Origin of the sequence: Streptomyces canus (genome assembly GCF_001514145.1) — a bacterium.
Lineage (GTDB): Bacteria > Actinomycetota > Actinomycetes > Streptomycetales > Streptomycetaceae > Streptomyces > Streptomyces canus.
On record NZ_KQ948656.1, the window covers coordinates 823,324 to 847,821 of the forward strand.

General features: G+C 70.8%; 28 protein-coding genes and 1 pseudogene. 10 read left to right on the plus strand and 19 right to left on the minus strand.

The window, feature by feature from the left end; translation table 11 throughout:
• Positions 1 to 4: 4 nt before the first annotated feature.
• The 4 genes from AQJ46_RS03645 to AQJ46_RS03660 all read right to left on the minus strand — a co-directional run bounded on the left by AQJ46_RS03645 (position 5) and on the right by AQJ46_RS03660 (position 5,198).
• Positions 5 to 1,492 carry a hypothetical protein gene (locus AQJ46_RS03645; RefSeq protein ID WP_059204154.1) on the minus strand — a complete coding sequence of 496 codons (1,488 nt, stop codon included), beginning with the start codon at positions 1,490 to 1,492 and terminating at the stop codon, positions 5 to 7.
• A 133-nt stretch (positions 1,493 to 1,625) separates the two neighbouring features.
• The gene (locus tag AQJ46_RS03650; protein WP_057613062.1) at positions 1,626 to 3,980 is read right to left on the minus strand and encodes a glycoside hydrolase family 65 protein; all 2,355 of its coding nucleotides are present in this window, start codon (positions 3,978 to 3,980) and stop codon (positions 1,626 to 1,628) included.
• The gene (locus AQJ46_RS03655; protein ID WP_059204155.1) at positions 3,977 to 4,714 is read right to left on the minus strand and encodes a beta-phosphoglucomutase family hydrolase; all 738 of its coding nucleotides are present in this window, start codon (positions 4,712 to 4,714) and stop codon (positions 3,977 to 3,979) included. Before AQJ46_RS03655 ends, AQJ46_RS03650 begins: the two co-directional genes overlap by 4 nt.
• A 43-nt stretch (positions 4,715 to 4,757) precedes the next feature.
• Positions 4,758 to 5,198: a YybH family protein gene (locus AQJ46_RS03660; RefSeq protein ID WP_059204156.1), complete on the minus strand. Its 441-nt coding sequence runs from the start codon at positions 5,196 to 5,198 to the stop codon at positions 4,758 to 4,760.
• Positions 5,199 to 5,275: 77 nt separating this feature from the next.
• Here AQJ46_RS03660 and AQJ46_RS03665 point away from each other — a divergent pair, with 77 nt between their 5' ends.
• Positions 5,276 to 5,938: a nucleoside/nucleotide kinase family protein gene (locus AQJ46_RS03665; protein ID WP_059204157.1), complete on the plus strand. Its 663-nt coding sequence runs from the start codon at positions 5,276 to 5,278 to the stop codon at positions 5,936 to 5,938.
• A 5-nt stretch (positions 5,939 to 5,943) separates the two neighbouring features.
• On the opposite strand, the gene AQJ46_RS03670 is transcribed toward AQJ46_RS03665, so the two are convergent.
• On the minus strand, positions 5,944 to 6,219 hold the full coding sequence (locus tag AQJ46_RS03670; protein ID WP_059204158.1) for a hypothetical protein: 276 nt from the start codon (positions 6,217 to 6,219) through the stop codon (positions 5,944 to 5,946).
• A gap of 327 nt (positions 6,220 to 6,546) precedes the next feature.
• Here AQJ46_RS03670 and AQJ46_RS58970 point away from each other — a divergent pair, with 327 nt between their 5' ends.
• Together AQJ46_RS58970 and AQJ46_RS03680 are read left to right on the plus strand one after the other, a co-directional pair.
• Complete coding sequence (locus AQJ46_RS58970) at positions 6,547 to 6,822, plus strand: sigma factor-like helix-turn-helix DNA-binding protein (RefSeq protein ID WP_059204159.1); 276 nt, start codon at positions 6,547 to 6,549, stop codon at positions 6,820 to 6,822.
• Complete coding sequence (locus tag AQJ46_RS03680) at positions 6,819 to 7,223, plus strand: DUF1003 domain-containing protein (RefSeq protein WP_059204160.1); 405 nt, start codon at positions 6,819 to 6,821, stop codon at positions 7,221 to 7,223. The genes AQJ46_RS58970 and AQJ46_RS03680 overlap by 4 nt, the downstream gene beginning before the upstream one ends.
• 22 nt (positions 7,224 to 7,245) lie before the next feature.
• Here AQJ46_RS03680 and AQJ46_RS03685 read toward each other — a convergent pair whose 3' ends face one another.
• From AQJ46_RS03685 to AQJ46_RS03700, 4 genes are all read right to left on the minus strand, one after another.
• Positions 7,246 to 7,962 carry a GAF and ANTAR domain-containing protein gene (locus AQJ46_RS03685; RefSeq protein ID WP_059204161.1) on the minus strand — a complete coding sequence of 239 codons (717 nt, stop codon included), beginning with the start codon at positions 7,960 to 7,962 and terminating at the stop codon, positions 7,246 to 7,248.
• A gap of 79 nt (positions 7,963 to 8,041) precedes the next feature.
• A complete protein-coding gene (locus tag AQJ46_RS03690; protein WP_225887227.1) occupies positions 8,042 to 8,749 on the minus strand; it encodes an ANTAR domain-containing protein in 708 nt (235 codons plus the stop codon).
• Positions 8,750 to 8,777: 28 nt separating this feature from the next.
• Entirely contained in the window at positions 8,778 to 9,449 is a 672-nt protein-coding gene (locus AQJ46_RS03695) for a hypothetical protein (protein WP_225887228.1), read from the minus strand.
• Positions 9,446 to 9,871, minus strand: a complete 426-nt coding sequence (locus AQJ46_RS03700; RefSeq protein WP_059204163.1) for an STAS domain-containing protein — start codon at positions 9,869 to 9,871, stop codon at positions 9,446 to 9,448. Before AQJ46_RS03700 ends, AQJ46_RS03695 begins: the two co-directional genes overlap by 4 nt.
• Positions 9,872 to 10,315: 444 nt before the next feature.
• Between AQJ46_RS03700 and AQJ46_RS03705 the strand changes: the two genes are divergently transcribed.
• Entirely contained in the window at positions 10,316 to 10,810 is a 495-nt protein-coding gene (locus AQJ46_RS03705; RefSeq protein WP_059204164.1) for an Asp23/Gls24 family envelope stress response protein, read from the plus strand.
• Positions 10,811 to 10,955: 145 nt separating this feature from the next.
• Here the strand turns inward: AQJ46_RS03705 and AQJ46_RS03710 are convergent, their stop codons facing one another.
• From AQJ46_RS03710 to AQJ46_RS03725, 4 genes are all read right to left on the minus strand, one after another.
• Entirely contained in the window at positions 10,956 to 11,141 is a 186-nt protein-coding gene (locus AQJ46_RS03710; RefSeq protein WP_059204165.1) for a hypothetical protein, read from the minus strand.
• A gap of 104 nt (positions 11,142 to 11,245) precedes the next feature.
• Positions 11,246 to 11,602 (minus strand): PRC-barrel domain-containing protein, encoded by a 357-nt coding sequence (locus AQJ46_RS03715; RefSeq protein ID WP_059204166.1) that lies wholly within the window; start codon positions 11,600 to 11,602, stop codon positions 11,246 to 11,248.
• Positions 11,603 to 11,611: 9 nt separating this feature from the next.
• Positions 11,612 to 12,004, minus strand: a complete 393-nt coding sequence (locus AQJ46_RS03720; protein WP_063803752.1) for an ANTAR domain-containing protein — start codon at positions 12,002 to 12,004, stop codon at positions 11,612 to 11,614.
• A gap of 88 nt (positions 12,005 to 12,092) precedes the next feature.
• Entirely contained in the window at positions 12,093 to 12,389 is a 297-nt protein-coding gene (locus AQJ46_RS03725; protein WP_059204167.1) for a hypothetical protein, read from the minus strand.
• A 726-nt stretch (positions 12,390 to 13,115) separates the two neighbouring features.
• Here AQJ46_RS03725 and AQJ46_RS03730 point away from each other — a divergent pair.
• The 4 genes and pseudogenes from AQJ46_RS03730 to AQJ46_RS51725 form a co-directional block, all read left to right on the plus strand.
• The gene (locus tag AQJ46_RS03730; protein ID WP_059204168.1) at positions 13,116 to 13,265 is read left to right on the plus strand and encodes a hypothetical protein; all 150 of its coding nucleotides are present in this window, start codon (positions 13,116 to 13,118) and stop codon (positions 13,263 to 13,265) included.
• Between the two features lie 62 nt (positions 13,266 to 13,327).
• The gene (locus AQJ46_RS51720) at positions 13,328 to 13,501 is read left to right on the plus strand and encodes a CsbD family protein (protein WP_079072097.1); all 174 of its coding nucleotides are present in this window, start codon (positions 13,328 to 13,330) and stop codon (positions 13,499 to 13,501) included.
• A gap of 130 nt (positions 13,502 to 13,631) precedes the next feature.
• Entirely contained in the window at positions 13,632 to 14,216 is a 585-nt protein-coding gene (locus AQJ46_RS03735) for a hypothetical protein (RefSeq protein ID WP_059204169.1), read from the plus strand.
• A 212-nt stretch (positions 14,217 to 14,428) separates the two neighbouring features.
• Positions 14,429 to 14,551 (plus strand): annotated as a pseudogene (locus tag AQJ46_RS51725) (TetR family transcriptional regulator); the annotation flags it as partial.
• 2 nt (positions 14,552 to 14,553) lie between these two features.
• Here the strand turns inward: AQJ46_RS51725 and AQJ46_RS55330 are convergent.
• The 6 genes from AQJ46_RS55330 to AQJ46_RS03765 form a co-directional block, all read right to left on the minus strand.
• The gene (locus AQJ46_RS55330) at positions 14,554 to 14,715 is read right to left on the minus strand and encodes a hypothetical protein (protein ID WP_159063986.1); all 162 of its coding nucleotides are present in this window, start codon (positions 14,713 to 14,715) and stop codon (positions 14,554 to 14,556) included.
• A gap of 51 nt (positions 14,716 to 14,766) precedes the next feature.
• Complete coding sequence (locus AQJ46_RS03745; RefSeq protein WP_059204171.1) at positions 14,767 to 16,485, minus strand: hypothetical protein; 1,719 nt, start codon at positions 16,483 to 16,485, stop codon at positions 14,767 to 14,769.
• Between the two features lie 2 nt (positions 16,486 to 16,487).
• Positions 16,488 to 17,390, minus strand: coding sequence for a carbohydrate ABC transporter permease (locus tag AQJ46_RS03750; protein WP_059204172.1), 903 nt, complete (start codon positions 17,388 to 17,390; stop codon positions 16,488 to 16,490).
• A complete protein-coding gene (locus tag AQJ46_RS03755; protein WP_059204173.1) occupies positions 17,387 to 18,298 on the minus strand; it encodes a carbohydrate ABC transporter permease in 912 nt (303 codons plus the stop codon). Before AQJ46_RS03755 ends, AQJ46_RS03750 begins: the two co-directional genes overlap by 4 nt.
• 125 nt (positions 18,299 to 18,423) lie before the next feature.
• Positions 18,424 to 19,746, minus strand: coding sequence for an extracellular solute-binding protein (locus tag AQJ46_RS03760; protein ID WP_059204174.1), 1,323 nt, complete (start codon positions 19,744 to 19,746; stop codon positions 18,424 to 18,426).
• A 276-nt stretch (positions 19,747 to 20,022) separates the two neighbouring features.
• A complete protein-coding gene (locus tag AQJ46_RS03765; RefSeq protein WP_225887229.1) occupies positions 20,023 to 21,153 on the minus strand; it encodes an ROK family protein in 1,131 nt (376 codons plus the stop codon).
• Positions 21,154 to 21,472: 319 nt separating this feature from the next.
• Between AQJ46_RS03765 and AQJ46_RS03770 the strand changes: the two genes are divergently transcribed.
• Positions 21,473 to 22,372, plus strand: coding sequence for an N-acetylglucosamine kinase (locus AQJ46_RS03770; RefSeq protein WP_059204176.1), 900 nt, complete (start codon positions 21,473 to 21,475; stop codon positions 22,370 to 22,372).
• A gap of 168 nt (positions 22,373 to 22,540) precedes the next feature.
• Positions 22,541 to 24,472, plus strand: a complete 1,932-nt coding sequence (locus tag AQJ46_RS03775; protein ID WP_059204177.1) for a phosphatase PAP2 family protein — start codon at positions 22,541 to 22,543, stop codon at positions 24,470 to 24,472.
• Positions 24,473 to 24,498 lie beyond the last annotated feature (26 nt).

Sequence of the window (24,498 nt, forward strand, 5' to 3'; positions counted from 1 at the left end):
GACGTCATGTCGGTCCGTGCCCGCTCACGTTCGGCGCGACGTGGATGTCCATGCCTGCGGCTGGCAGGGTGTGCCAGTCGCGGGCGTAGGCGGGAGGCGAGCCGCCGGGCCGGGTGAGGACGGCGACCGGCATGCGGCGGGACGCCCCGACGATGCCGGACTCGGTGCTGTTGGCGTTGGGGCCGAACGCGGCCGCCGAGGTGCACCCGGCGTAGTACGCGACGGGGATCGACAGGTGGCCGGTGAGCAGGCAGGGCGGGCGCACCCCGAGGCGGTTCAGCTCGGTCGCGGTACGCGCCCAGTCGCGGTGGTCGCGCGTGGTGCGGTGCACCACGCGCTCCAGCACGGCGTACTGCACCGCCAGATGCCCCGTCAGTCCGATCCCGAGCAGCACCGCCACGACCGGACGCCACCGGCCCGACGGGGTGGTCGCCAGGTGGAACAGCGCGTCGGCGACCGGGATCGCGAGCAGGGCGTAGGCAGGCAGCAGGAAACGGGGAGCCGCGTATCCGATCAGGAAGAGGTAGGGCACGGCGGCCGTCGCGGCACAGGCCAGCGGGACGAGGGAGCCTCGCGTGCGCCCGGCCCGGACGGCGACCACGAGCCCGACGACGGCCAGCAGCGGGAGTACGGCCCACCAGGCCATGACGGCGGGGTCCGGCAGCGGCCCGGTGCACGGGCGGCACAGGGTCCGGCCGCTCAGGCTGCGCAGCTGGTCGTCGACGGCTGACTGCGGGCCGAGGCCGCCCTGGATGCGGGAGCCCTCGTGCAGACGCTCGGCCAGACCGCCGTAGCTGACGTACGCCTCGATCACCCACTGCGCACCGCCCGCCACCAGTCCGATCACGAGGGCCAGGGCGGACCGCGGACGGCGGCCGACGGCTGCGGCGACGAGCAGCGGGAGGGCGACCCACACGGCGTCGGTGGGCCGCATCCACGCCATGAGCGCGGCACCCGCCGCGACACCCCACAGCGCCCTGGGGTCCTGACGGGCCCGCAGGAAACAGCCGACCGCGCCCAGCGCGCCGACGGCGACCCAGTAGTTGGGCATGGCCTGGGGGCCGTAGAACAGGGTGATCCACAGGGAGGCGAACAGGGCGCCTCCGACGGCGAGGACGCGGACCGGGAAGAGGCCGCGCCAGGCGCGCAGGGCCAGGTGGAGGCCGAGGCCGGACAGCACGGCGAGGTAGACGCGCAGAAGTTCGGTCGAGGTCGACCAGCTCGCGATCGGCGCCACCAGCAGCGAGACACCGCGGGCACGCGGGGCGCTGAAGAAGGCGGCCGGGGCCTGCACGCCGACCTGGCTGACGTAGACGGTCTCGTCCCAGCCGAGGCCCATGCCGGGGCGGACGAGAACGAGTTGGACGAGGGTGAAGGCCGCGGCCACCGCGGCGATCGGCCGGGCCCCTCCGTCCCGCCGGGACGCGCCGAAGACGAGCGATGACGTACGTCGTCGCTCGCCGACCAGCAGGGCGCTGTCCCCGTGAGCCATCGTCCACCCCTCACCCCCGTGTGCCGCGGGGACTTGATCCATTACACAAAACATGGACAAAGTAACCCGCGGCGGCGGCGGGGGCAGGGCGGAGTTCGGCCAAGCGGTGCGTGTCCGGATCGCGCCTTCGGGGTCAGCGGGCGTGCGGGCTGCGATGTGCCGGCTGGCTCGGCGCGGGGCGGTCCCGCGGTGGTGGAACGGGGCGGACGACCGGGCCGTCGCCGTTGACGGTCAGGGCGGCGCCGTGGTGGCGGATCGTCAAGGGAGCGCCCGACATCAGGGTGTACGTCGCCTTGTCCGGGCCGATCTCCACCCGCAGACAGCGCCCGAGGAGCTGGAGGTTGAAGGCGAGGCGGCTGAACCGCTCGGGCAGCCGGGGCGCGAAGTGGAGGGAGTCGCCGTCACGGCGCAGACCGCCGAATCCGGCGACGAGGGCCGTCCAGGTGCCGGCGAGGGAGGCGATGTGGAGTCCGTCGCGGGTGTTGTTCTCCAGGTCGGCGAGATCCATCAGCGCCGCCTCGGCCGTGTAGGCGTACGCCAGTGACAGGTGTCCGGCGCGGGCCGCGACGACCGCCTGGACGCAGGCCGACAGGGAGGAGTCCCGTACGGTCAGGGGCTCGTAGTAGGCGAAGTTGCGGGCGATCTGCTCCTCGTCGTGGAACTCCTCGAACCAGCCGCTGCACAGGTACATCGCCAGCACCAGGTCCGCCTGCTTGACGACCTGTTTGCGGTAGATGTCGAAGTAGGGGAAGTGCAGCATCAGCGGGTACTGGTCGGCGCGGGTGCCGTCGAAGTCCCACTGCTGGTACCGGGTGAAGCCCGCGTGCTGTTCGTGCACGCCCAGTTCGTCGTTGTAGGGGATGTGCACGGCCTCGGCCGCGTCCCGCCAGGCGGCGCTCTCCTCGTCGTCCACGCCGAGTGCGGCGGCCCGTTCCGGATGGCGGGCGCAGGCGTCGGCGGCCGCGAGGAGGTTCGCGCGGGCCATGAGGTTGGTGTACGTGTTGTCGTCGGCGATCGCGCTGTACTCGTCGGGGCCCGTGACACCGTCGATGTGGAAGACGCCATGGTGGTCGTGGTGGCCGAGCGAGCGCCACAACCGGGCCGTCTCCACGAGGAGTTCGACGCCGGTGTCGCGTTCGAAGTCCGTGTCCCCGGTGGCCTCGGTGTAGCGCACCACGGCGTCCGCGACGGCGGCGTTGACGTGGAAGGCGGCGGTACCCGCGGGCCAGTAGGCCGATCCCTCCGAGCCCTCGATGGTCCGCCAGGGGAACGCGGCGCCGTTCAGGCCGAGCTGGGCGGCGCGGTCGCGGGCGGCGGGCAGGGTGTGCTGCCGCCAGCGCAGGGCCTCGGAGACGGCGCCGGGCTCGGTGTAGGTGAGCAGGGGCAGGACGAAGGTCTCGGTGTCCCAGAAGGCGTGGCCGTCGTAACCGGACCCGGTCAGTCCCTTGGCGGGGATGGCCCGTTGCTCCGCGCGGGCGCCTGCCTGGAGCACATGGAAGAGGGCGAAGCGGACGGCCTGCTGGATCTCCTCGTCGCCGTCGACCTCGACGTCGGCGCGGGCCCAGAAGTCGTCGAGGTAGCCCCGCTGTTCGTCCAGGAGTCCGTCCCAGCCGCTGTGGGCCGCGGCCGCCAGAGCCGCGTCGACCTGGTCGCTCATCGCGGGCCGGGAGCGGGCCCCGGACCAGCCGTGGGCGACGAGCTTCTCCAGCCGCAGCCGCTGTCCCGGCTCCAGGACGGAGGTGACGGTCAGCCGGGCCAGGTCCACCGTCTCCTCGCTGCCCGTGGTGGTGCGTTCGGGTCCTTCGACGACGTGGTCGGCGGCCACGGCGACCCTCAGCCCGCTGTGCCGGGTGCGGTGCACCAGCCGCAGACGGGTGCCGTCGGCGAAGCCCTCCTCGTGTTCCAGCGGCGACTTCAGGGCCTTGGCGGCGCGGGGGTCGCCGTTCGCCCCGGGCAGGCTCTCGTTGGTGACGAGTTCGGACTGGATCACCACGCGGGTGCGGCTGTCGACGGGCTCCACCTCGTAGGCCACGGCGGCGATCGCCCGCTGGGTGAGCGAGACGAGCCGGGTCGAGCGCACCCGTATCCGCGATCCCGCCGGTGAGATCCACTCGCAGGACCGCTCGAGGACGCCCCGGCGCAGGTCGAGGGTGCGTTCGTGGGCGACGAGACGGCCGTAGCGCAGGTCGAAGGGCTCGTCGTCGACGAGGAGCCGCACGATCTTGCCGTTGGTGACGTCGATGACGGTCTGGCCGGACTCCGGATAGCCGTAGCCGGCCTCGGCGTACGGCAGCGGGTGCAGTTCGTGGACGCCGTTGAGGTAGGAGCCGGGCAGGCCGTGCGGTTCGCCCTCGTCGAGGTTGCCGCGCCAGCCGACATGTCCGTTGGACAGGGCGAACACGGACTCGCTCTGGGCGAGGACGTCGAGGTTGAGCGAGGTCTCGCGGACGGCCCAGGGCTCGACGGTGTAGGAGCGGTGGGTGATCACGCGGGGCCTCCCAGTTCGGCGAGGCCCTTCACGACGATGTCGGCGCCGTGCTCGTAGAGGGCGTCGGACTGTCCGACGCGGTCGAGGCCGACGACGTATCCGAAACCGCCCGCGCGGCCCGCGTCCATGCCGGCGAGGGCGTCCTCGAAGACGGCGGAGCGGGGTGCGTCCAGGCCCAGGTCGTGGGCGGCGGCGAGGAAGGTGTCGGGGTGCGGCTTGCCGGGCAGGTGCCGCTCGGCCGCGACCACGCCGTCGACGCGTACGTCGAAGAGGTCCTCGGCGTCGATCGCGCGCAGCACGTCACGGCAGTTGGCGCTGGAGGAGACGATCGCGGTGCGCAGTCCTTGTGCGCGGGCCTCCCGGATGTAGGTCAGGGTGTCGTCGTAGGCCTCGACGCCGTCGGTGCGGATCTTCTCCAGGACGAGGGCGTTCTTGCGGTTGCCGAGGCCGTGGACCGTCTCCGCGCCCGGCGGATCGTCCGGATTCCCGTCCGGCAGTTCGATGCCGCGGGAGGCGAGGAAGGTGCGCACGCCGTCTGCTCGCGGCAGACCGTCGACGTACTCGTCGTAGTCGTGGTCGTCGAAGGGCCGGAAGTCCTCGCCCTCGCGTTCCCGCAGGAACGCGTCGAACATCTCCTTCCAGGCAGCCGCGTGCACGACGGCCGTCCTGGTGACGACCCCGTCGAGGTCGAACAGGCAGGCCTTGATCTCTTCTGGCAGACCGAGCTCCGTCATACAGGACACGGTTCCCTGCAAAGCCCTGTGCCAACAGGCGGATTCAGTCGTGGGGGAAGGAGTGGTGCTCGTGGGCCACCAGCCAGCGGCCGCGCTCCTTGCGCAGACCGAAGGTGAGTCTGAGCCGGAAGCCGGGGTGCGCGGCGAGTTCCTCCGGGGTGGCGCAGCGCACCAGGGCGTGGGCGTAGGCGACGTCGGAGCCGGCGGTGATGTCGAGGGACTCGATGTCGAAGCAGGCGCCCTGGGCCTGCCACGCGAAGAAGGGCGGCCAGGCCGCACGGTAGGCGGCGAGGCCCCGGATGCCCTGGTGGGGCGGCGGCACGTCGAACATCACGAGGTCCTGGGCGTGGTCGGCGATCACTCCGGCGAGGTCGCCGCGGTGGACGGCCGCGGCCCACCCGGTGATGAGGGCGCGGATCTGCGCCTCGTCGTCGGAGGAGGCGGAGGAGTCGAGGTCGTCGAAGTCGTCGAAGTCGTGGGGCACGGCTGGGCCTCCTTTCTCCCCTTCCGCCCTCCAGGGTGCCTGGCCGACCTGTGATCGACGAATGACACACTCGGCGTGTGCCGCTGACCTTCGACGACCTTCTGACCCGCGCCCGTTCCCTCGCCGGACCCGAGGGGCGGGCCGTCCTCGGTATCGCCGGTCCCCCCGGCTCGGGCAAGACGACCCTCGCCGAGCATCTGGTGCGGGCCCTCAACGGCTCCGGGGAGCCCTGGGTGGCGCACGTCCCCATGGACGGCTTCCACCTCGCCGACGTGGAGCTGGACCGGCTCGGTCTGCGTGACCGCAAGGGCGCGCCCGAGACCTTCGACGCGGGCGGGTACGCGGCCCTGCTGCGGCGGTTGCGCGAGGAGACGGGCGGCGACGTGGTGTACGCGCCGGGTTTCGAGCGGGTGCTGGAGCAGCCGATCGCCGGGGCGATCCCGGTGCCGCCGACGGCCCGTCTGATCGTGACCGAGGGGAACTACCTGCTGCTCGGCACCGGCGCCTGGACGCGGGTCAGGCCCGCTCTTGACAAGGTCTGGTTCTGCGCGCTCGACGAGGACGAGCGGGTGCGCCGGCTGGTCGCCCGGCACGAGGAGTTCGGCAAGACCCACGAGGAGGCGTTGGCGTGGGTGCTGCGCTCGGACCAGCACAACGCGGAGCTGGTGGCGGCCACCCGGGACCGGGCCGACCTGGTGGTGCCGGTGGCGACGCTGCCGCGTGTCGACACGCAGGTGTAAGCCCTTCAGCAGGCGGACAGCGTCAGTTCCGGCGCACCGTGGGCGTCGTCCGCCGGGTCGCCGATGCGTGCGGCGAACGCCTCCGTGCGCACCGTGAGACCGGCGCCCTCGCGCTCGAAGGTGGCCGTGAAGGTGCCCCCGGGTCCGTAGCGCACGGCGAAGGCGTGCGGGTCGTCCGGGGCGTCCGGGACGGGTCCGGCCTCCAGGGCGGTGGAGCTGACCAGGTGGCTCCAGCCCTCGTCGGGGTTGCCGTACCCGCGGCTCGCCGCACTCGGGCTCAACTGGGCGGCACCCTGACGCCGTTGGGCGGACTCCGGGAGTTGTGTGCGCCCGGGGTCCTTCGCATTCCCGGGCCTGCGGCATCGCACTGGAGTGCGTGTAGGCACTGAGCCCTTTTCAGCCTCATTCGGGCTGCTGACGCGGCTCGCTCCTGGGCAAGCCGGGCGGAGGCTCTGGAGCAGGATGGCCTCCGTGCCCACCATGGTTGTTGAGATCCACGTGCCGTTGCTGCCGACGCCCGACCCGCCGGACCGCTCCTACCCGTTTCCCTAGATCGAGGAGGTCGACCTCCGCCCCCTGCCCAGGGCAAGCGTCAGGCGCTCCGCCCGATGCTGCGGGCCCTGCCCGAACGCGAACGGCAGATCCTCTGCATACGGTTCTTCTGCCACCAGCGGTTCTGCTGCGCGATGACGCAGAACCGCATCGGCCTGCAGCTCGGTCTCTCGCAGATGCAGGTCTCCCGGCTGATCATCCGCACCTGTGTGCGCCTGCGCGACCGGGTGTGGCGGAGGCTTGCGGTTAGGCTCCAGGGACGCGCGGGGGCCATAGCCCGTGGTCGGCGGAGCCCCCGCGAGCCCCGAGACGCGAGAGGCGCGCCGCGATGAGTGAGCAGGACAGCCGGGTCATGCATCATCCCGCAGTGGTTGCACACCGCAACAGCCGTGCCGGGGATGTCCAGTTGCGGATCGCCGACGCCATCACCAAGTTCGCCGGTTCGATGCCGTTCGTCTACCTCCACGCCGTCGCGTTCGTGGTCTGGATGCTTTTGCTCGAGAGCAGCCCATGGCCCACGTTGACGCTCGTCGTGTCGCTGGAGGCGATCTTCCTCTCCGCGTTCGTCATGATCGGTCAGAACCGGCAGGCGGCCTTCCAGCAGATCAAGGCCGACCACGATTTCGTCGAGCAGGAGTTGGAGCTCAGGACCAACACCGAGCTGACGCGAGCGATCCACCTCATGACCACGGAGCTGCACCGCCGTCTGATCGAGGACGCCGCAGAGCAGTAACGGGGCCCCACCGGGGAGCGGGTCAGGCTCCTAGACCGTAGAGGGGTTCGGACTCGTCGATGAAGGCGCGGGCCACGTCGGCCAGGCGACGGTTGTGGGAGCGGGCGTAGCCGCGCAGCGCGGTGAACGCCCGCTCCATGTCGATGCCCTGGCGTTCGGCGAGCTTCCCCTTGGCCTGTTCGATCAGTACCCGGCTGTTCAGGGCGGCCTGCAACTGTTCGTTCAGCACGGTGCTGCGCTGGGTGGTGCGTTGTTGCAGCAGGCTGATGGTGGCGACGTCGGCCAGCGCCTGGGCGACGAGGGTGGCGGACGGGTCGAAGGGGCCGGGCGCGGCCCGGAAGAGGTTGAGGGCGCCCACGGTCTCCTCCCGCAGGCGCATGGGCAGGGCCTGGACGGCGCCGAATCCCCCGCGGTGAGCAGCCGTGACGAAGCGCGGCCAGCGGTCGATCTCCCGGGTCAGGTCGGGGACGATCACCGGTGCGCCGGTGCGGAAACACGTGAGGCAGGGGCCCTCGTCGTTCTGGAGCTGGAAGAGCTCCAGCACACGCACCTGTTCGTCGGAGGCGGCCATGACGCGGAGTTTGCCGTCCCGGTCGGCGAGCAGCACCCCGGCGGCGCTCGCGTCGAGCATGCCGACGCAGCGGTCGGTCAGCAGGCGCAGGAAGTCGATGAGGTCGAAGTCGGCGACCAGGTTGTCGGCCAGCTCGACGAAAGTCTTGGACAGGAGCTGTTCATCCATCGTGGGCACCCTCGATTGAGACTAGTCCCGGCCCGAAGGGGCGGGAAGTACGGCGCGTTCCTCGATCGGCACCCATGCGTCAGGGGTCCTCTCCGGCCTGGTCCGGCTCCGCGTCCGGCGGGAAACGCAGGCGACGGGCCACCACATCCGCGGCCACGTCGCCCAGTCGGCGTCCCTGTGCGTAGGCGTGGGCGCGGAGCCGTACGAAGGCTTCTTCGATGCCGACGCCGAGCTGGACCGTGAGCATCCCGCCGGCCTGGTCGATCTCCGCCCGGTACGCGCCCAGGTCCTCGACGGGGCCATCACGCGGCCCGCCCGTCTCGTCAATGCGCGCATCGAGCAGCACCAGCGTCGCGAGATCGGCGAACGCCAGCGCGTCCGCCATTTCCTCCGCGTTCAACCGGACCGGAACGCGGGCGTACAGGTCCAGGACTCCCGGGCTGATCGCCCCCATCTGCAGAGGGAGCGCGAACACCGCGCGTGCCCCGGCTTCCAGGGCCGCGTCGGCGAACACCATCCAGCGGTCTTGCAGGTCACGGGTGAGCAGATCGGGTGCCAGCACGGCCGAGCCGTGCAGGAAGGCGTCCACGCAGGGCCCCTCGCCCAGCGTGAGCTGGAGCTCTTCCAGTTGCCCGCTGACGCTGTCGGTGCTGCACAGCGGATGGCTCGGCGCGGTCCTGGACATCGCCGACACCCCGGCCCCTCCGACCGGCAGCGCGGCCACGGCCGCCGTGCACACATCCACCACACCGACCCGGTCACCGCGTCGGGCCGCCTGCTCCGCCACCAGCGTCCGAATCCGCGCCGACCGGCTCTCAGGGCCCACCCGGCCCACCGCCTCCCGGCATCGCGACAAGGTCCCCCAGCCTCGCCGCGGTACGTTCCTCGGCGGGAAACACCAGCGCGCGGAACGTGGCGGCGCCCAGTGGCCTGCGAAGCTCTCCGACGTCCAGCCACCCCCAGGAGTGGAGCGCGGCGAGAGCAGCGTGATCGGCCCCGACCACCAAGGTGGCGCCGAGCGAGGCCTGGTGGTCGGTCAACAGCCGCTCCTGCATGCGACGGGCGAGGCGCCGGTCCTGCGGGTGCGGGCGGATCAGGATGTCACCGAACGCGAAGGCCCTGCCGGACACCGTGAGGTGCCCGACACTGCGCGGCATCACTCCGTCGAGGCCGAGCCACCACGAGCCGTCGCCGCGCACCGGGAATCCGAAGGCGCATCCCATCAGGACGTCCGACTCGGCGATCACCATGGCGAATCCCGGGCGGCCCATGTCCGCGGTGACACGGTTCAGGAAGTCCTGGCGGCCGGGACGGCGGTACGCGTCACCCGGCGCCGTTGCACGGGAGTCCGTGTACAGATCCGCCAGATCCTCACGCAGGCCGTCCACCAGCCGACGGTCCAGCCGACGCAACCGCACCGGCGCCACGGCACAGGACTCGCCGTCCCCGGGCTTCCGTGGCCGTCCCCGCCCGGGCACGGCCGTCATCGGACATCACCGGAGAGGACAGGCGCAAGGGAGACAGACTGGCGCGATGGGGCTGGAAGGGGCTCGGCCGGGGTGTCGCCGACAGAAGGTCGCCGGGGGGCGAACTGAGAACCGAGGAGCAGGAACCCGCAGTCGGCGAGGCGGACGATACGCGTGAGCATCGGCGGCGGGTGGTGCAGTCGCAGGGTCCCGCCCGCGGCGGTGGTCTGCTGCGCAGCGTGGAGGAACGTGTTGAGTCCGCTGCAGTCGCAGAAGGTGACGAGGGCGAGGTCGACGTCGATGGTGCGGATGCCGTCGCGCAGGCACCACTCCAGGGACGCGCGCACCAGGGGCGCCGATTCCAGGTCGATCTCACCGACCAGGGTGATCAGCGTCCGTGTCCTTCGGTTATGGCGGTAGACGGTGAGCTGCGGCAGGGGCATGACGCCTCGGTTCAGAAGACCATCCGGCAGCGGCTCCGGTGGCGCCGGGGTTCCGGCCGCCTGAGCATGCTCCCGGCAGGGGCGTACGTTCAGCGGAGACAGAGCGAGGCCGGTCCGAAAGCCCGCAGAGCAGGCCAGAAGACCACCCGGTTCCCTCCAGGGATGCGCCGGGTGACGGACCACGTGCCCGCTCCCTGCGCCATCTGTGTCGAGCAACGACAAGCCGCCAGGGTCTGGGACGTCTGTACGGCAGCATAGTCCTCGGCGCGGTCCGGCGGGGCCCGGTAACCCGCCTGTTCCCGGCGCCCGGACCGTGGCCGGGATGTGACGCCGTACTGGGGCATGTCCGACGCGTGGCGCGGTACTGGGCAAGAGACGCGCAACGCGGCGGCCGACGGCCGCCGGGCACGTCGGTCCGTGCACCACCCGAGGAGGTGGCTTCGCATGACGGAGCCGAACGGTTCGACCCTGCCCACACCCGGCCCGGGAGAACCCCGCACCGACCTGGGCACGACACCGCACGCCGCACACCCCCGGCTCCAGGCACCACCGGAGACCCGCGGCCGGACGACCATCGCCGACGGGGTGGTGGAGAAGATCGCCGGCATCGCCGCACGGGAGATCCCGGGAATCCACGCGCTGGGCGGCGGGTTCGTGCGCACCATGGGCGCGATGCGCGACCGGGTCCCGGGCGGGCATGCGAGCGCGGGGCGTGGCGTCAAGGTCGAGGTCGGTGAGAAGCAGACCGCCATCGACCTCCAGGTCGTCGTCGAATACGGGGTGAGCATCACCGACCTCGCCACGGAGGTCCGTGAGAACGTGATCGCAGCGGTGGAACGGATGACGGGTCTGGAAGTCGTCGAGGTGAACATCGCGGTCAACGACGTGCACCTGCCGGACGAAGACACGCAGGACATCCGCGAGGACCGGCTGCGGTAGGGCCTTGGCCGGGCGACACGGGCGCGGCACGGCGTCCGGGCCGCCTCCGCGGCCGGCTCCGCAGGACACGGCTGGGGACCCTGTCACGGACCCGGCGGCCGCCCCGTCCCGATGCCCTGCGCGTGGCCGCGCGTCGGCGAAGCGGTCAGGTCCGGTGGACCCAGCCGGCCACGGCGTGCCCGATCAGCAGGTAGACGGCAGCGGGCAGGCCGTAGTTGACCGCGATGCGCCAGTTGTCCGACTGGACGGTGAACTCAGAATCGGTGCCGCGATGTCCGCGATGACGGAGGTGACCGACCTCGCGGGGCCTTCCGCCGTAGCGTCTGGGCATATCCAACGACTAGCCCTGCCGACGGAGTTGAACCCTCACCGAAGGGCTTGGGTGGCCGCGTCGCAGACGGCGCCGACGGGCCGGCCCTCCAGACCGAGGGAGGTTCAGCGGCGCGCCAACTGCCGTTCGCCTGCCGCGCCGGACTGGTAAGGCAGTCCGTAGTGCTTGAACACCGCTTCCTCCTGCTCGGCGGGCAACACGTCGTCGGTGCCGATCGAAGGAGCCTGCCTCACCAGCGTTCTGACATAGCCGACCCTGACATAGTCCGGCCCGACGATCGCGTTCTCGATGGGGACGAAGACCAGACGGTGCCGGGTGGGCAGTCCGGTCCGCACCGTGGCCATGGCAGGCTCGTCGGTGGTGGTGTCCACATAGATCGCCTCCAGGACACCGATCTTGTGCGACTCGGCGTCGACGACATCGCGGTTGCGCCACTCTCGGACGTCAGCTGCGTGAATCATGACCTCTCCCTACCTGGACGACTTGCCTGGTTGTCGTGAGTCGCGCCCCTGGCCTTCCACATGAAATCGCCGCACCGTACGACGTAGCGCCCGCTGCATCTGCTCCGGGAGCGACTTGCCCTCCCAGGCGGCGACCAGGGCCGCGGCCACCTCCGGAAGTCTGGTGTCGCACTGCCGCGAGATGTCTACCAGCAGGTTCCTGGCAGCTCCGCGGCTGCAGGGGGTCAGGACCATCACCATGCCGCGAGCCTGGTCGATGACCGCACGGCCGGCCAGCGCCCGCCGCAGCTGATCGTTCTCGGCGCGCAGTGCGACGAGGTCCTGCCCCGCCGATGCGTTCCCCCACGTGGCCTCGGCCCGCAGGTTCCACCAGTCCTCTTGGAGCACGGTTGTGCGTTGCATGGCCTGTACCTCTCTCGAATTATCGAATTCGACCTCTCCGGTCTGGAATTGAGCAGTCCCGGCTGGTGGCTGCCCGCCCACGCACGGGTCACCCGTGGTGTTCATGGTCCCGTCGGTCCTCGCGCCGTCGGCGCGCCCAATTCTGGCGGGTGTAGCGGCGGTCCCAGCGGTCCTGACGATCCCTGCGTTCCCGGTAGTCCCGGTAGTCCCGGGGGTTCCGGTAGTCCCCGAGATCGGAGCCGCCGCCACGGCTCCGGCCTCCGCCGCGCTCGCGGCCGTGCCGCGTGGCACCGTAGGCCAGCACCGCCGCGGCCACCCACCAGATGGGATGGAGGAAGCCGAAGCCGAACAGAACGGCGATGAGGATGAGAAGCAGGACGAACACGGTGGGCCTCCCCGGGAGCGGGACACGGCATCGATACCGGGGACTGGGGCCTCACCCCACAGCGTAGTCCTGCCCAGCGGATACGGATACGGACACGGACACGGCGCAACGTAATTGCCTCCTGCCCGGCACGGATGGCTACTTGACACCTGTCGGGAAACTGCCGGGAGGTCTAGCGTGCGACATGCCGCCCCGGCCCCCGGCAGCGTCGCACCGCCAACGCGCTCCCCAGAGGGCGCACCCCGCGCATCGGTGCCGGAACCCGTCGCGTCACGAGCGAGGCCGTTCCCGCACGCGTCCGCCGTCACGAGATCCCGGCGAAACGCCGATGCGCCTCAAGCGGGCAACGACCTGCCGCCCGCCGCGTCGCACGCATCCCCTACCAGGCGGTACTCATGTACGCGCTGATCGTTCCCGCTTCGACCCCATTTGTTCTACTAGTCGTACTGATGGCCCTTTCATGGTGGGAAGACCATATCCTGCCATCGCCGCCGACCGAGCCGGCCGAATCCCCGGCCGAGGCTCCACTCGCCCCGGCGACCCCGGCGCAGCTCCCGGAACTCGCCCGTGTCGACACCACGTTGACAGGGGAGGTTGCCAGGCGTTGACTGGCAGCACGGCGTAGGGCCATGCCGCTCCGGAACATCGGGGCGCGGCATTTCACCTCCCCGCTTCGCCCGGACCCCGCGGAATCAAGGAAATCCCCGCGATCTGGAGGCCCCGGCGATGATCTGGATTCTTCTCCTTCTGCTGATCCTGGTGGCCTTCGGGTTCGGCTTCACGATGCAGATCCTGTGGTGGGTCGCCGCTGTTCTACTGGTCGTCTGGATCGCCGGCTTCGCGATGAGCGGGCGCGGCCGTAGCCGCCGCCGGTAGTCCGTTCCGGAGTTCGGCGCTGCCCGCAGGGACCCACTCACCAGACAAGCAGGAGGCCGGCCATGAGTGTCGGACAGACCATCAAGCACAAGACACAGGCGTTCAAGGGCCGGGTCACCGAACGCATCGGCCGGACCACCCGCACCAGGCGACTGCGGCGCGAAGGCAGGACCGACCGGGTCTCCGGAGAGCTGAAGCAGTCGGGCGACAAGGCCAAGGACGCGTTCAAGCCCTGATCATCAACGCCCCGGGTGGTGCCCACGTCGGGCGGACACCACCCGGCAGGCCCGAACGCCCGATCAGCCGACAGGAATCGACGGCAATGAAGCAGACCAGAGTGCGAACCGAGCGCCGGAACAGCCAATCATGATCATCACCGTGATCATCGCCGTGGCCCTCATCGGCCTGGCCGTCCTCCTCTACCCCGGACGTGGACGAACCCAGGGCGGTGGCGGGCAGGCACTGAAGCGCCGCTTCGGCCCCGAGTACGCCCGCGCAGTCGCCGACCACGACGGCGACACCAGGGCCGCCGAACAGGAACTCGGCAAGCGTGTGAAGGAGCACGGCCTCCTCACACAGCAGCCGCTGACGCCCGCGGCCCGCGAGCGCTACATGACGCGATGGGCCGCCGTCCAGGAGCACTTCGTCGAATCACCGCAGCAGGGCGTCATCGAAGCGGACGCCCTGCTGGCCCGCCTGGCAAAGGACCGCGGCTTCCCCGACGGCGAGCGGTTCGAGGACCAGATCGCCGCCCTCTCCGTCCACCACGCCCACTACGTCCAGGGCTACCGCAGCATGCACACGGCGGCCCACGAGCCGAGCGGTACCGAGGACATGCGGGAGGTGATGGTCGACGCCCGAAGCCTCTTCGAAGCACTGGTCACCGAGCAACCGGTCAGCCCGCCCCGGCCATCCGCCCCGACGGCCGAGGCAAAGCGCCGTGGCCAATGACCCGGCGTCACACGAAGGGAAGCAGCACGTGATGTCCCGCGACGCCGAAGGTGGCGTTCACGTCGCGGGGGACCCGCCACGAAGCTGTGTGGAGGTTCAACACCACGTACAGCGACGTACGTGAGCTCGCCGGACTGATCTCCCGGCGTTCGGGTGTCCCGGTGACCGGCCTCACCGACCCGTGGCCGTGGGGGGCGTGGAACACGGGTGTGGTGGCCAAGGAGGCGGGCGTCGGGCCCGGCACCCTGTACCGGCACTTACCCACCCGGGAAGCGCTGCCGGCGGCTGTGCTGCTGACGCGCTCCGAGGAGCTGGTGGCCCGCCAGGCGGACATCGATCAGGTGCCGCCGATGTCGTCGAGACAGTCGGGGTGTTCCAGGTTGCCCTCGGGCGTCAGCCGGACGAGGGCCTGCTCGACGACATCGGCGAGGACGGCGTCGTACGCCTCCGGGGTGTCCGGGAGGTCGTGCAGCGGGCCGCGCTGGTGAAGCAGGTGCACGAGAGGGTCAGTCCTTCTTGGCGGAGGTGCCCATGGGGCGGTTCCCCGAGGTCACACATCAGGCGCGGATCGGCGGGCGTGCAGGGCAACGGTCAGGGTTTGCGGGCCGTGTCCGCCGAGGTAGACACGGTTCCCGGTCGTCGCGTCGGTGCCGCCCACCACGGTGTAGTCCTGACCCGGGTCGTAGCGCAGTACGTCGCTCTCGTCCGGCCCGGCGAGCGGTTCGCCCGCCTCGACGCCGGCCTCGACGCGGATCTCGTCGCCGCCGACCCGGTAGGTCATCGGTCCGGTCGTCAGACACCAGCGTCCGTCGCCGATCGGTACGGCGCCCTCGGTCACGCCGCCCGGCCGGAAGGTCAGTTCGAGGGCCCAGGGCACGCGTGGTCCGCTGATGTCGATCCGCAGGTCGGCACCGTCCTCCCGCAGGTCCACCTCGACGCGGGTCGTGTGCGAGACCTCGTCCCGGGGCCGGTCCGGGAAGGCCATCGCGGCCGAGAAGCGGCCCTCGTCCGTCATCCGGTAGACGCCGCCGTCCCGGCGCCGGTCCCGCGGGAGCGGCTGGTAGTAGGCGGCCGTGAGGGTCTCGGTGAGCCGGTAGCGGCTGTCGGCCGGCTGTTCCATGTCGGCGGCGCGGAACGGGCCCAGGTCGAAGAACCCCCGCGTCAGACGGACCGCGTCGAGGACGGCGTCGCCGGCGAACAGTCGCAGGAAGGTGGGATTGCAGGCGAGGCCCGAACGGATGCGCCGGTGCTCGGGCACGTCGGAGCCGCCGTACACCACCGTGTGCGCGGTGGCCGAGGCGCGTGCGGCGAGGCGTGCGGTGGTGAGGTACCGGTCGCGGGGCAGTGTCTCCTCGGTCGGTGCGGGCAGTGGGCGGCACAGGTCCGGGGTGAGGAGGGTCTCGGCGAGCAGGTCGGGGTCGTCGAGACCGCCGGCGGCCGCCAGCCGCGCCACCCGGGCGAAGTCGCCCCGGCCGGTGCGGATCGCGAGCAGCCGGTAGTGCGGCAGGTAGGGCGCCAGCGGGAACGGGTGGTTCTGGTCCTGCCGTCGCGAGTGGACGGTCTCCACCGTGCCGTCCGGCCTGATCAGGTCCAGGGTCGCCGCGAGGTTGCGTTCGACGGCGTAGAGCAGGTCGGCGCGGCCGAGCACTTCGGCCAGCAGCAGCAGCGACGGGTTGGACACATGGGCCGCGTAGTTGGCGCTCCGTTCCGAGTACAGGCCCTCCGCGTCGATGTCGACGCCCTCGGCGAGCCACTCCTCGATACGGTCGAGCAGCCGGTCGTCGGGGAACGACCGGTGCAGCCGGGCCAGCGCCGCGGACAGCTCCCAGCGGTGGTTCGGGGTGTGCACGCCACCGGTCAGGAGGCTGGCGGAGGCGGCGCCGGCGATCTCGGCGAGCGCGGCCGTGACCTCGCTCAGTTCCGGTCCCGCGCCGGCCGCGAGGACGTGCGCGTCGCACACGTCGTTGACGGTGAAGCCGGAGTCCGGCGGTGACTGCACGTTGTCGCCGCCGGCGAAGAGGCCGGTGGTGGTCTGCGTGGCGCGCAGGGCCCGCAGATGGGTCATCGCGGCGGCGACGGCCTGCCCGCTGCCGTGCAGTGCCGAGTCCGGGGAACGGTATGCCGCGACCAGGGTCTTCACCCGCCGCGCCAGACCACGGTGCGGCACACCGGCTGGTTCCTCGTCGGGGCCGGCCGCCAGTGGGACGGCAGACCGGTCGGCGGCACGGGCCACCGCGCGGACGAACTCGTGGTCGAGCGGGGTCGGCAAGGTCAGTCCTTCAGTCCGGCGTTGATGTCGGCGCTCATGACGTAGCGCTGGAAGACCAGGAAGATGGCGATCAGCGGGATCATGGAGATGACCGAGGCGCCGAGCAGTACCGACCAGTTGATGTTCTGGGCGCCGACGATGCTCTGGATGCCGATCTGCACGGTGAACTTGTTGGGGTCGTTGAGCATCAGGAGCGGCCAGATGTAGTCGTTCCAGCGCCACTGGAAGGACAGGATGGCCAGGGTCAGCATGATGGGCCGGGAGAGCGGCACCATGATCCGCAGGAAGATCGACAGTTCGCGGGCGCCGTCGATGCGTGCGGCTTCGACCAGTTCGTCCGGAACCGTCAGGAAGAACTGGCGGAACATGAAGCATCCGGTCGCCGTGAGCACGGCCGGGAGGATGATGCCGGCGAACGAGTTGTAGAGGCCGAGGTTGCGGACCACCAGGAACTCCGGGGCGAGCATGACCTCGGACGGCAGCATCGTGGTGGCCAGGATGCAGATGAAGAACGCCTTGAGCCATCTGTTGTCGTACTTGGCCAGCGCGTACCCCGTGCAGCAGCTGACACCCACCGTGAGGATCGTCGTGATCACGCACACGATGGCCGTGTTGATGAAGTACTGGGAGAAGTTGGCGCTGTCCCACGCTGCCTTGAATCCCGACAGGGTGGGGTTGTGCGGGACCAGCGTCAGAGGATACGAGAACAGGTCGCTGGCCGGCTTGAGGGAGCTGAGGACGAACCACAGCACCGGAAACCCGTACAGGCACGCCATGATCCACAGCAGTGTCGTAGCGGACACCGCCTGCCGGAGCCCACCGGTGGCCGTCTTGCGGGGCCGCTTCCTGGAGACGCGCCGTCCGGAGTCGACGTCGGCCGAGCGCGGGACGTCTGTGGTTGTCATCGGTTCTCCACCCGCCGGTTGACCATCAGCTGGACGACCGCGACGGCCATCAGGATGAGCATGAGCACGAACGACGCGGCGCTCGCGTAGCCGATCTGGCCCCGTTTGAAGCCGGTCTCGTAGATGTACTGGACGAGCAGGTTGTTCGACGTGCCGGGTCCGCCGTTGTTGAGGGCGACGAACACCGGGTACTCCTTCATCGCGTTGATCGTGTTGAGCAGGATGACGATGAACGAGGTGGGCGCGATGCTCGGCAGGGTGATGCTGAAGAACTGGCGCCAGGGGCCGGCGCCATCGAGCGAGGCGGCCTCGTAGTACGACACCGGTACGTTCTTGATCGCCGCGATGAACAGCAGCATCGTGAAACCCGTCCAGGCCCAGGCCGCCGCCATCACCACCACGAGCAACGAGAGGTCCGCGTTCGACTGCCACGGAACGGCGTCTCCGCCGAACTTCTCGATGACGTAGTTGACCAGTCCGAAGTTCTCGCCGAACATCCACCGCCACAGGACACCCACGACGATGGGCGACAGCAGCCACGGGATGAAGAAGAGGACGCGGGCGACCGACCCGCCCTTGGCGTGCTTGCTCACCACCAGGTTGGCGGCGAGCAGCGAGACCACGAAGTTCAGCGGGACGAAGAGGACGGTGTACAGCAGGGTCCGGGACAGCGCGTCGTAGAACGTGGAGTCGCCGAACAGGTTGTGGTAGTTGTCCAGCCCGACCCACTGGAACACCCCCACGCCCGTGTAGTTCGTGAAGGAGTAGACGAGCCCGATCACCGCCGGCCAGACGAAGAACAGCGAGAAGAGTACGACATTGGCCGCGATCAGGACGAGCGGCGCAAGGGTGTACTTACTGCGTCTCCTGGGCGGGCTCGCGGACACGTCCGAGGCGCGTTTTGTCATCTTCCTGACTCCGTGCTGGTGGAAGGGATTGCGATGGGCTCAGGCCATGAGCCCGGCATCACGTGGACGGCCAGGGCCGGGCGGCGGGGTCGGGACACCGCCGCCCGGGCGCTTGTGGCCTACGCTCAGCCGCCGACCTGCTGGTTGTAGCCGTCCACGATGTTCTGCAGGGCCTTGTCGGCCGACTGCTGGCCGTTGATCGCCTTGCCGAGCTCCGTCTTGGTCGGGTCCTCGGTGAGGCTCTTGCCCTTCAGCACCCAGTTCGTCTGCGCGCTGTTGAAGTAGCCGGAGATCGGGGCGTAGAGCGGGATGGACTCGTTGTAGAGCTTGAACGCCGCCTGCGCCGCCTCGGACTTGAAGGGGTACTTCGGGGTCAGACCGCTCTCGACCGGCAGGAACCCGGACGCCTCGCACAGCGCCTGGTAGTGGGCCGGCTCGTACAGCCAGGACAGGAACTTCGTCGCGGCGGTGGCCGCGTCGCCGTTGTTGTTGAAGCCCACGGTCATGCCGCCGCTGTTGACGTCGCTGGCCTGCACCGGCTGGGCGGGGGTCGGGACGCTCGCCCACTCGAACTTCTTGATGCTGTCCGCGAAGGCGGGCACCTGCCACACGCCGGACCAGTAGGCGACCACGTCACCGCTCTGGAACATGGCGGACGGGTCGGCGCCGCTGGTCCACACCGACTTCGGCATGGTCTTGTCGTCGTTCCATCCGACGAAGGTGTTCACGGCCTTCTTGGTCGCCGCGTCCACCGAGAACTTGCCGGAGGAGTCCGCGTGGACGTACTGCCCGCCCATCTCGTACACCATGGCGCGCAGCCGGGACGGCGACTGGTCGAAGGTCAGGGAGTACTTGGCGCCGGTCTTCTCGCGGACCTTGTTCGCCGCGGCGATGAAGTCGGTCCAGGTCCAGGTCTTCGACGGCGAGGCCGGGAAGGAGACGCCCGCCTTCTCGAACAGCGACTTGTTGATGAACAGGCCGGACGCGGTGACGTCCGAGGGGATGGACAGCACCTTCCCGGACGAGTCCTTCGCGAGGAAGTTGGGGTTGATGTTGTTGCTCTTCTTGTTGGCGATGGAGCTCAGGTCGATCAGCTTGCTCGACCAGATCGGGTCCAGCGCCGGCACGGCGGCCACGTCGGGCAGGGAGTTCGCCTGCGCGGCGTTGTGCAGCTTCGTCGTGTAGCCGTCGTAGGGGATGTTGACGAGCTTGAGGTTGACGCCGGTTTCCTTCTTGTACTGCGCCACCATCTTCTTCCAGCCCGCGTCCTGCCCCGGAACCGTGGAGATCCAGAACGTCAGGGACTTGGAGGTGCCGCCCGAGTCGGAACCACCGCCGCAGGCGGAGAGCAGCATGACACCTGCCGTGGCTACGGCAGCGAGGGGGGCCAGACGGCGCATGCCGCCGCGGCCGAGTCGGCGGGAGCGCCGCACACCTACAGTGGTCATCTTCGATCCCTTTTTCGTCGTAGGGGACGGAGCACGGCGCCGACGGACGCGGCACGGGTGCATTGTGCAGGAGGGTCTGCTTTCCGAGGGCGCGGCCTCGCCCGGCCGCGTCATCCTGAAGAGCGGGGGTCCCCGGCCGTCATGGCCGCTGCCGCACAAGCACGCCCTGGTGCGGTTGCCGTACGTCGCGTACGGGCGGGACGCTCGCTCCAAGCCGGCGTCCCGGCCGACTTAGAAAGCGCTTGTCCGGACATTGGCAGACCGAGTCCGAAACCGTCAATCCTTCGTCCGCGCCGCCTGGGTCACGGTTTGGACTCCTCGGACGACCGCGAGCCGGGCGGCGCCCACGACCGTGCCGAGATCACCGACCTGGCTGCTGACCACCTCGGTGGGCCAGCTGAGCCGCTCCAGCTCGGCCCGCACACCGGGCAGGAGCTGCGGATACGCGCCGGTGCTGCCGCCCAGCACGAGCAGTCCCGGGTCCAGTACGGCGGTCACGGCGGCGGCCAGCCGGCCCACGTCCACGGCGTGTCTGTCGACGACCGCGCGGGCCGCGGCACTGCCCTGTCCGGCCAGGGCGAAGAGCCGCTCGGCGGTGCGGGGGCATGCGCCGTCGGATGCGGGCCAGGCCTCGGCGGCCCGGCGGAGCAGGGACCGGGACCCGATGTAGTCCTCCAGGGCCTCGTGGCGGGGCTCCAGGCCGTCGTCCCAGGGGTAGGGCAGCCGGGCGACCTCTCCGGCCGCCCCGTTTGCCCCGGCCAGCACGTGCCCTCCCACGACGATGCCCAGACCGATACCGACACCGATCCGCAGGTAGCCGAAGGTGTGACGGCCACGGGCCGCGCCCTCGTGCAGTTCCGCGAGCGCGGCGCAGTTGACGTTGTTCTCGAGGTGGACGGGCACTCCTGGCGGCAGCGCGACGGCCACCGCGTCGAAGACGGGGCCGGCCTTGGCGGTCGCCGGGCGCACGGTGCCCTCCTCGGCCCGTGCGGTGACGTCACCGACGGCCACGACGATGGCGCGCAGCGGAGCGTCGACGGGCAGCGCGGACAGGGCGTCGCGGACCACGTCGGCGGCCTCCTCCCGGGGGCCGGTGGCCTCGGCGAGGAGGGTGCCGTCCAGGGCGCAGGCCCGGACCCGGGTGACGGCGGGGCCCAGGTCGACGGCGAGCACGGCACCCGCGGCCGGGCCGAGGCGGTACACGGCGGCGCTGCGGCCGGTACCGCCGGAGGAGGTGCCGGAGTGGGCGGCGAGGTGGACCCCCTCCAGTTCGGCGACGGCGGAGGAGACCGTCGGCTTGGACAGCCGCGCGAGGCTCGCCAGCTGGGGCCGGGTCGCGGTGCCGGCCTGGGCCAGCACTGCGAATACGGCGCTGGCGCTTTCGGTCAGACGGGGGGCTCCAGCCACGTCGTGTTCCACACTTCCCCCAGGTCACAGGCCACTCTCCCGAGCCGAGCGGCTCGGCGGGAGGAGGCGATGGGTTGCTCCGGCGTCTTGCGTTCCCGCCCGGGACCAGGGGCCCCGGAAGTCGGGTGCGTGACGCCTATTGACACGCACTGTACTTCGTTAGTTAACTTCCTAACGAACGTCACGGTACTCGCCTGCCGTGGTCCGTCAGAGGCCCGTCCCGGGGCTTCCCTAGCTCTCCAAAGCCCTCCAACTGCCTTGCCCTCCGGCACGGTTCGCCCACCGTCGCAGCACACAGCGCAACGACGAAAGAGGTTCCGTGCAGGACACCGCACCCCTGGTTGTCGGCATCGACGTGGGCGGCACCAAGACACAGCTCCGCGCGTTCGCGGGCGACACCCTTGTCGCCGATCACGTCCGGTCCAGCAGCGGCTGGCGGCCCCACGACCCGGTGGGCGCCGCCGGGTGGCTGGCCGCACTGGCCGCGGACGCGCTTCCCGCGGGCGCGCGCCCGTCCGCCCTCGCCGTCGGCGGGCACGCCTGCGAGACCCCGCGCCAGTGCGCACAGATCCGCACCGCTCTGCAACTGCACTTCGACGCGCCCGCGCTGGTCGTGGGCGACGCCGAACTGCTCGTTCCCGCGGCGGGACTGGACAAGGGTGTGGGCCTGGTGGCCGGCACCGGGTCCGTGGCCGTGGGCCGGTTCGCCGACGGCGCACCGGTCCAGGTCGGCGGCTGGGGCGCGCTCCTGGGCGACGAGGGCGGAGCCGCCGGCCTCGTCCGCGAGGCCGTACGCGCCGTATGGGCGGCGCACGACCGCGGGGAGGAGCCCGACCCGCTGGCGCTCGGCCTGCTGTCCGGGTTCGACGTCCCCGAAGTACCCGCGCTCGGCGCCGCGTTGGAGCACGCCACGGCCGCCTCCGCCGACTGGGGCCGGCACGCCCCGGCCGTCTTCGCCGCCGCCGAGGCCGGATCCCCGCTCGCCCGCACCGTGATCGCCGAGGCGGGCCGCGCCCTGGCCGGGCTCGTCGAACGGCTCGCCGCCCGCGGGGTGGTGGTCGACGATGTCGTGGTCGCGGGCAGTACCGTCCTCGCCCAGCCGTCGCTGTACGACGCCTTCGTGTCGGCGCTGGCCGACGACGTGCCGTCGGCACGGCCGCGTCCCCTACGGGCGCCGCCGGTGGACGGCGCGGTGGCGATGGCCCGTTCACTTCTGTGACATCCGACCGACGCCGAGTCTCCTCCGGTCCGACATGACTCGCCCGTAGATCTTCGCTCGTACGACTTCAGAAAGCGCATTCGGCACACACGCCGCCGGACGCATCATGAGTCGCATCCGCACCACCTCCCCGGCCGTACGGCCGCAGAACTCCAGAGAGGCAGACCCATGCCGTCACCCGCCGGGCAGCACTCCCCCTCATCGCTCACCGAACGCGCCGTGAAGCGGAGGGGATTCCTCAAGACGTCTCTCGGCGCCTCGGCCGGCATCCTGGCCGCGCCCACGTTCGCCTCCTGGCTGGGCGCCGCGGACGCCAAGGCCGCCACCGCCACCGCCGCCTTCGTGGACGACTACAAGTCCAACGTCATGGCGAACCTGACGCCCGAGACCAACGCGGTGGTGCGGGTCCTCGGGGGCTTCGCCCGCATATGGAAGACCGGCGACGCCTGGAACACCGGCACCCCGCTGCGGCCCGAGGTGCTGCGCGCCAACATGCGCTACTGCGCCCGCATCACCCAGGCGCGCACCGAGGCGCAGGCGAAGGAGGCCTTCCTCTACGACCGCCAGCACCAGAGCTACGCCATGATCGGCGGCCTCGGCCCGCTCGCCGGCCTCTACCGGTCCGGCGCCAAGGCGGTCACCTCGATCACCAGCGCACCCGACACCACCCCGCCGACCACGATCAGCGACGCCGTGCCGGCCGACGCCCCCGCGGGTTCGGCGATCGGCGCGGGCTCCTACGACTCCTCGCTCGGCCAGGTGGCCAAGCTGGTCGACACCGTGCGCGGGCCGTACGCCTCGGGCAACCCCGGCAAGTACGCCTTCCAGTACCCGCGCCCGTGGCGCATGAACGAGGACAGCGAGGTCGTCGACACAGGCGTGAAGGACGCGCTCGGCTTCCCGGTCTACGACTCCGAGGTGGTCGTCGCCACGCAGCTGCTGCGCCAGCGCAGCACCTCGCCGGTGGACGACGGCGGCTTCCCCAGCGGCCACACCAACGCCTTCCACCTGGCGGGCCTGGCCTTCGCGTACGCGGTGCCGGAGCGCTTCCAGGAACTGGTCACCCGCGCCTTCGAGCTGAGCCACACCCGGATCATGTCCGGCATGCACTCGACGGTCGACGTCATGGGCGGTCGCATCATGGCCACCGCGCTGGCGGCCGCCACCCTGGCCGACGCCGCGAACGCCGACCTCAAGGCCGCGGCGCGGGCGCAGGCGCTGAAGTACTTCACCGAGCAGACCGGCACCACGGCCGACACCCTGTTCTCCTACGCCCACTCGGACGCCGCCGACGCGTACGCGGACCGGGACGCCAACGCCCGGTCGGTCAAGCCCCGGCTGACCTACGTGCTGAACCGGGACGGCGGCAACACGCCGTTCACCGTGCCCAAGGGCGCTGAGGTGCTGCTGGAGACGCGGCTGCCCTACCTGGACGCGGCCCAGCGCCGTGAGGTGCTGCGGACCACCGGGCTGCCCTCGGGCTATGTCCTGCTGGACGGGTTCGAGCAGTGGGGCCGGCTCAACCTGTTCGCCGCGGCGGACGGGTACGGCTCCTTCGACTCCGACGTGACCGTCACGCTGGACGCGGCCTCGGGCGGCTTCCACGGGGCGGACGCCTGGCGCAACGACATAGACGGCTGCGGCGGTCTGACCAAGCGGGGCAGCGGCACGCTCACGCTGACGGGCCACAACCGGTACACCGGCGGAACCGTGCTCAAGGAGGGTGCGCTGATCGCCGCTTCGGTGCACGCGCTCGGCCACGGCGACGTACGGGTGCAGGGCGGGAAGCTGACGCTGGGCGGCAAGTCGCTGCAGGTCCACGGGACGTACAGCCAGGAGGGCGGTGCGCTGGAGCTGACTCTGCGGTCGGGCCAGGAGCCGGTCCTGGAGGTGACGCGGCGCGCGGTGCTCGGCGCGGGCAGCGTCCTGTCGCTGAAGCTGGACGCGGACAAGCCGCCGGCGGCCGGGCGCACGGTCCGTGTCCTGGGCTGCCAGGGACTGCGCGGCCAGTTCGACCGCGTCGAACTGAACTCCGACACCCTGCGGGCCGTACCCGTCTATACGGCGGAAGGTCTGTCGGTACGACTCCTGAAGCGGTGACGCCCGCGCAGGCGGGAGCTGATGCG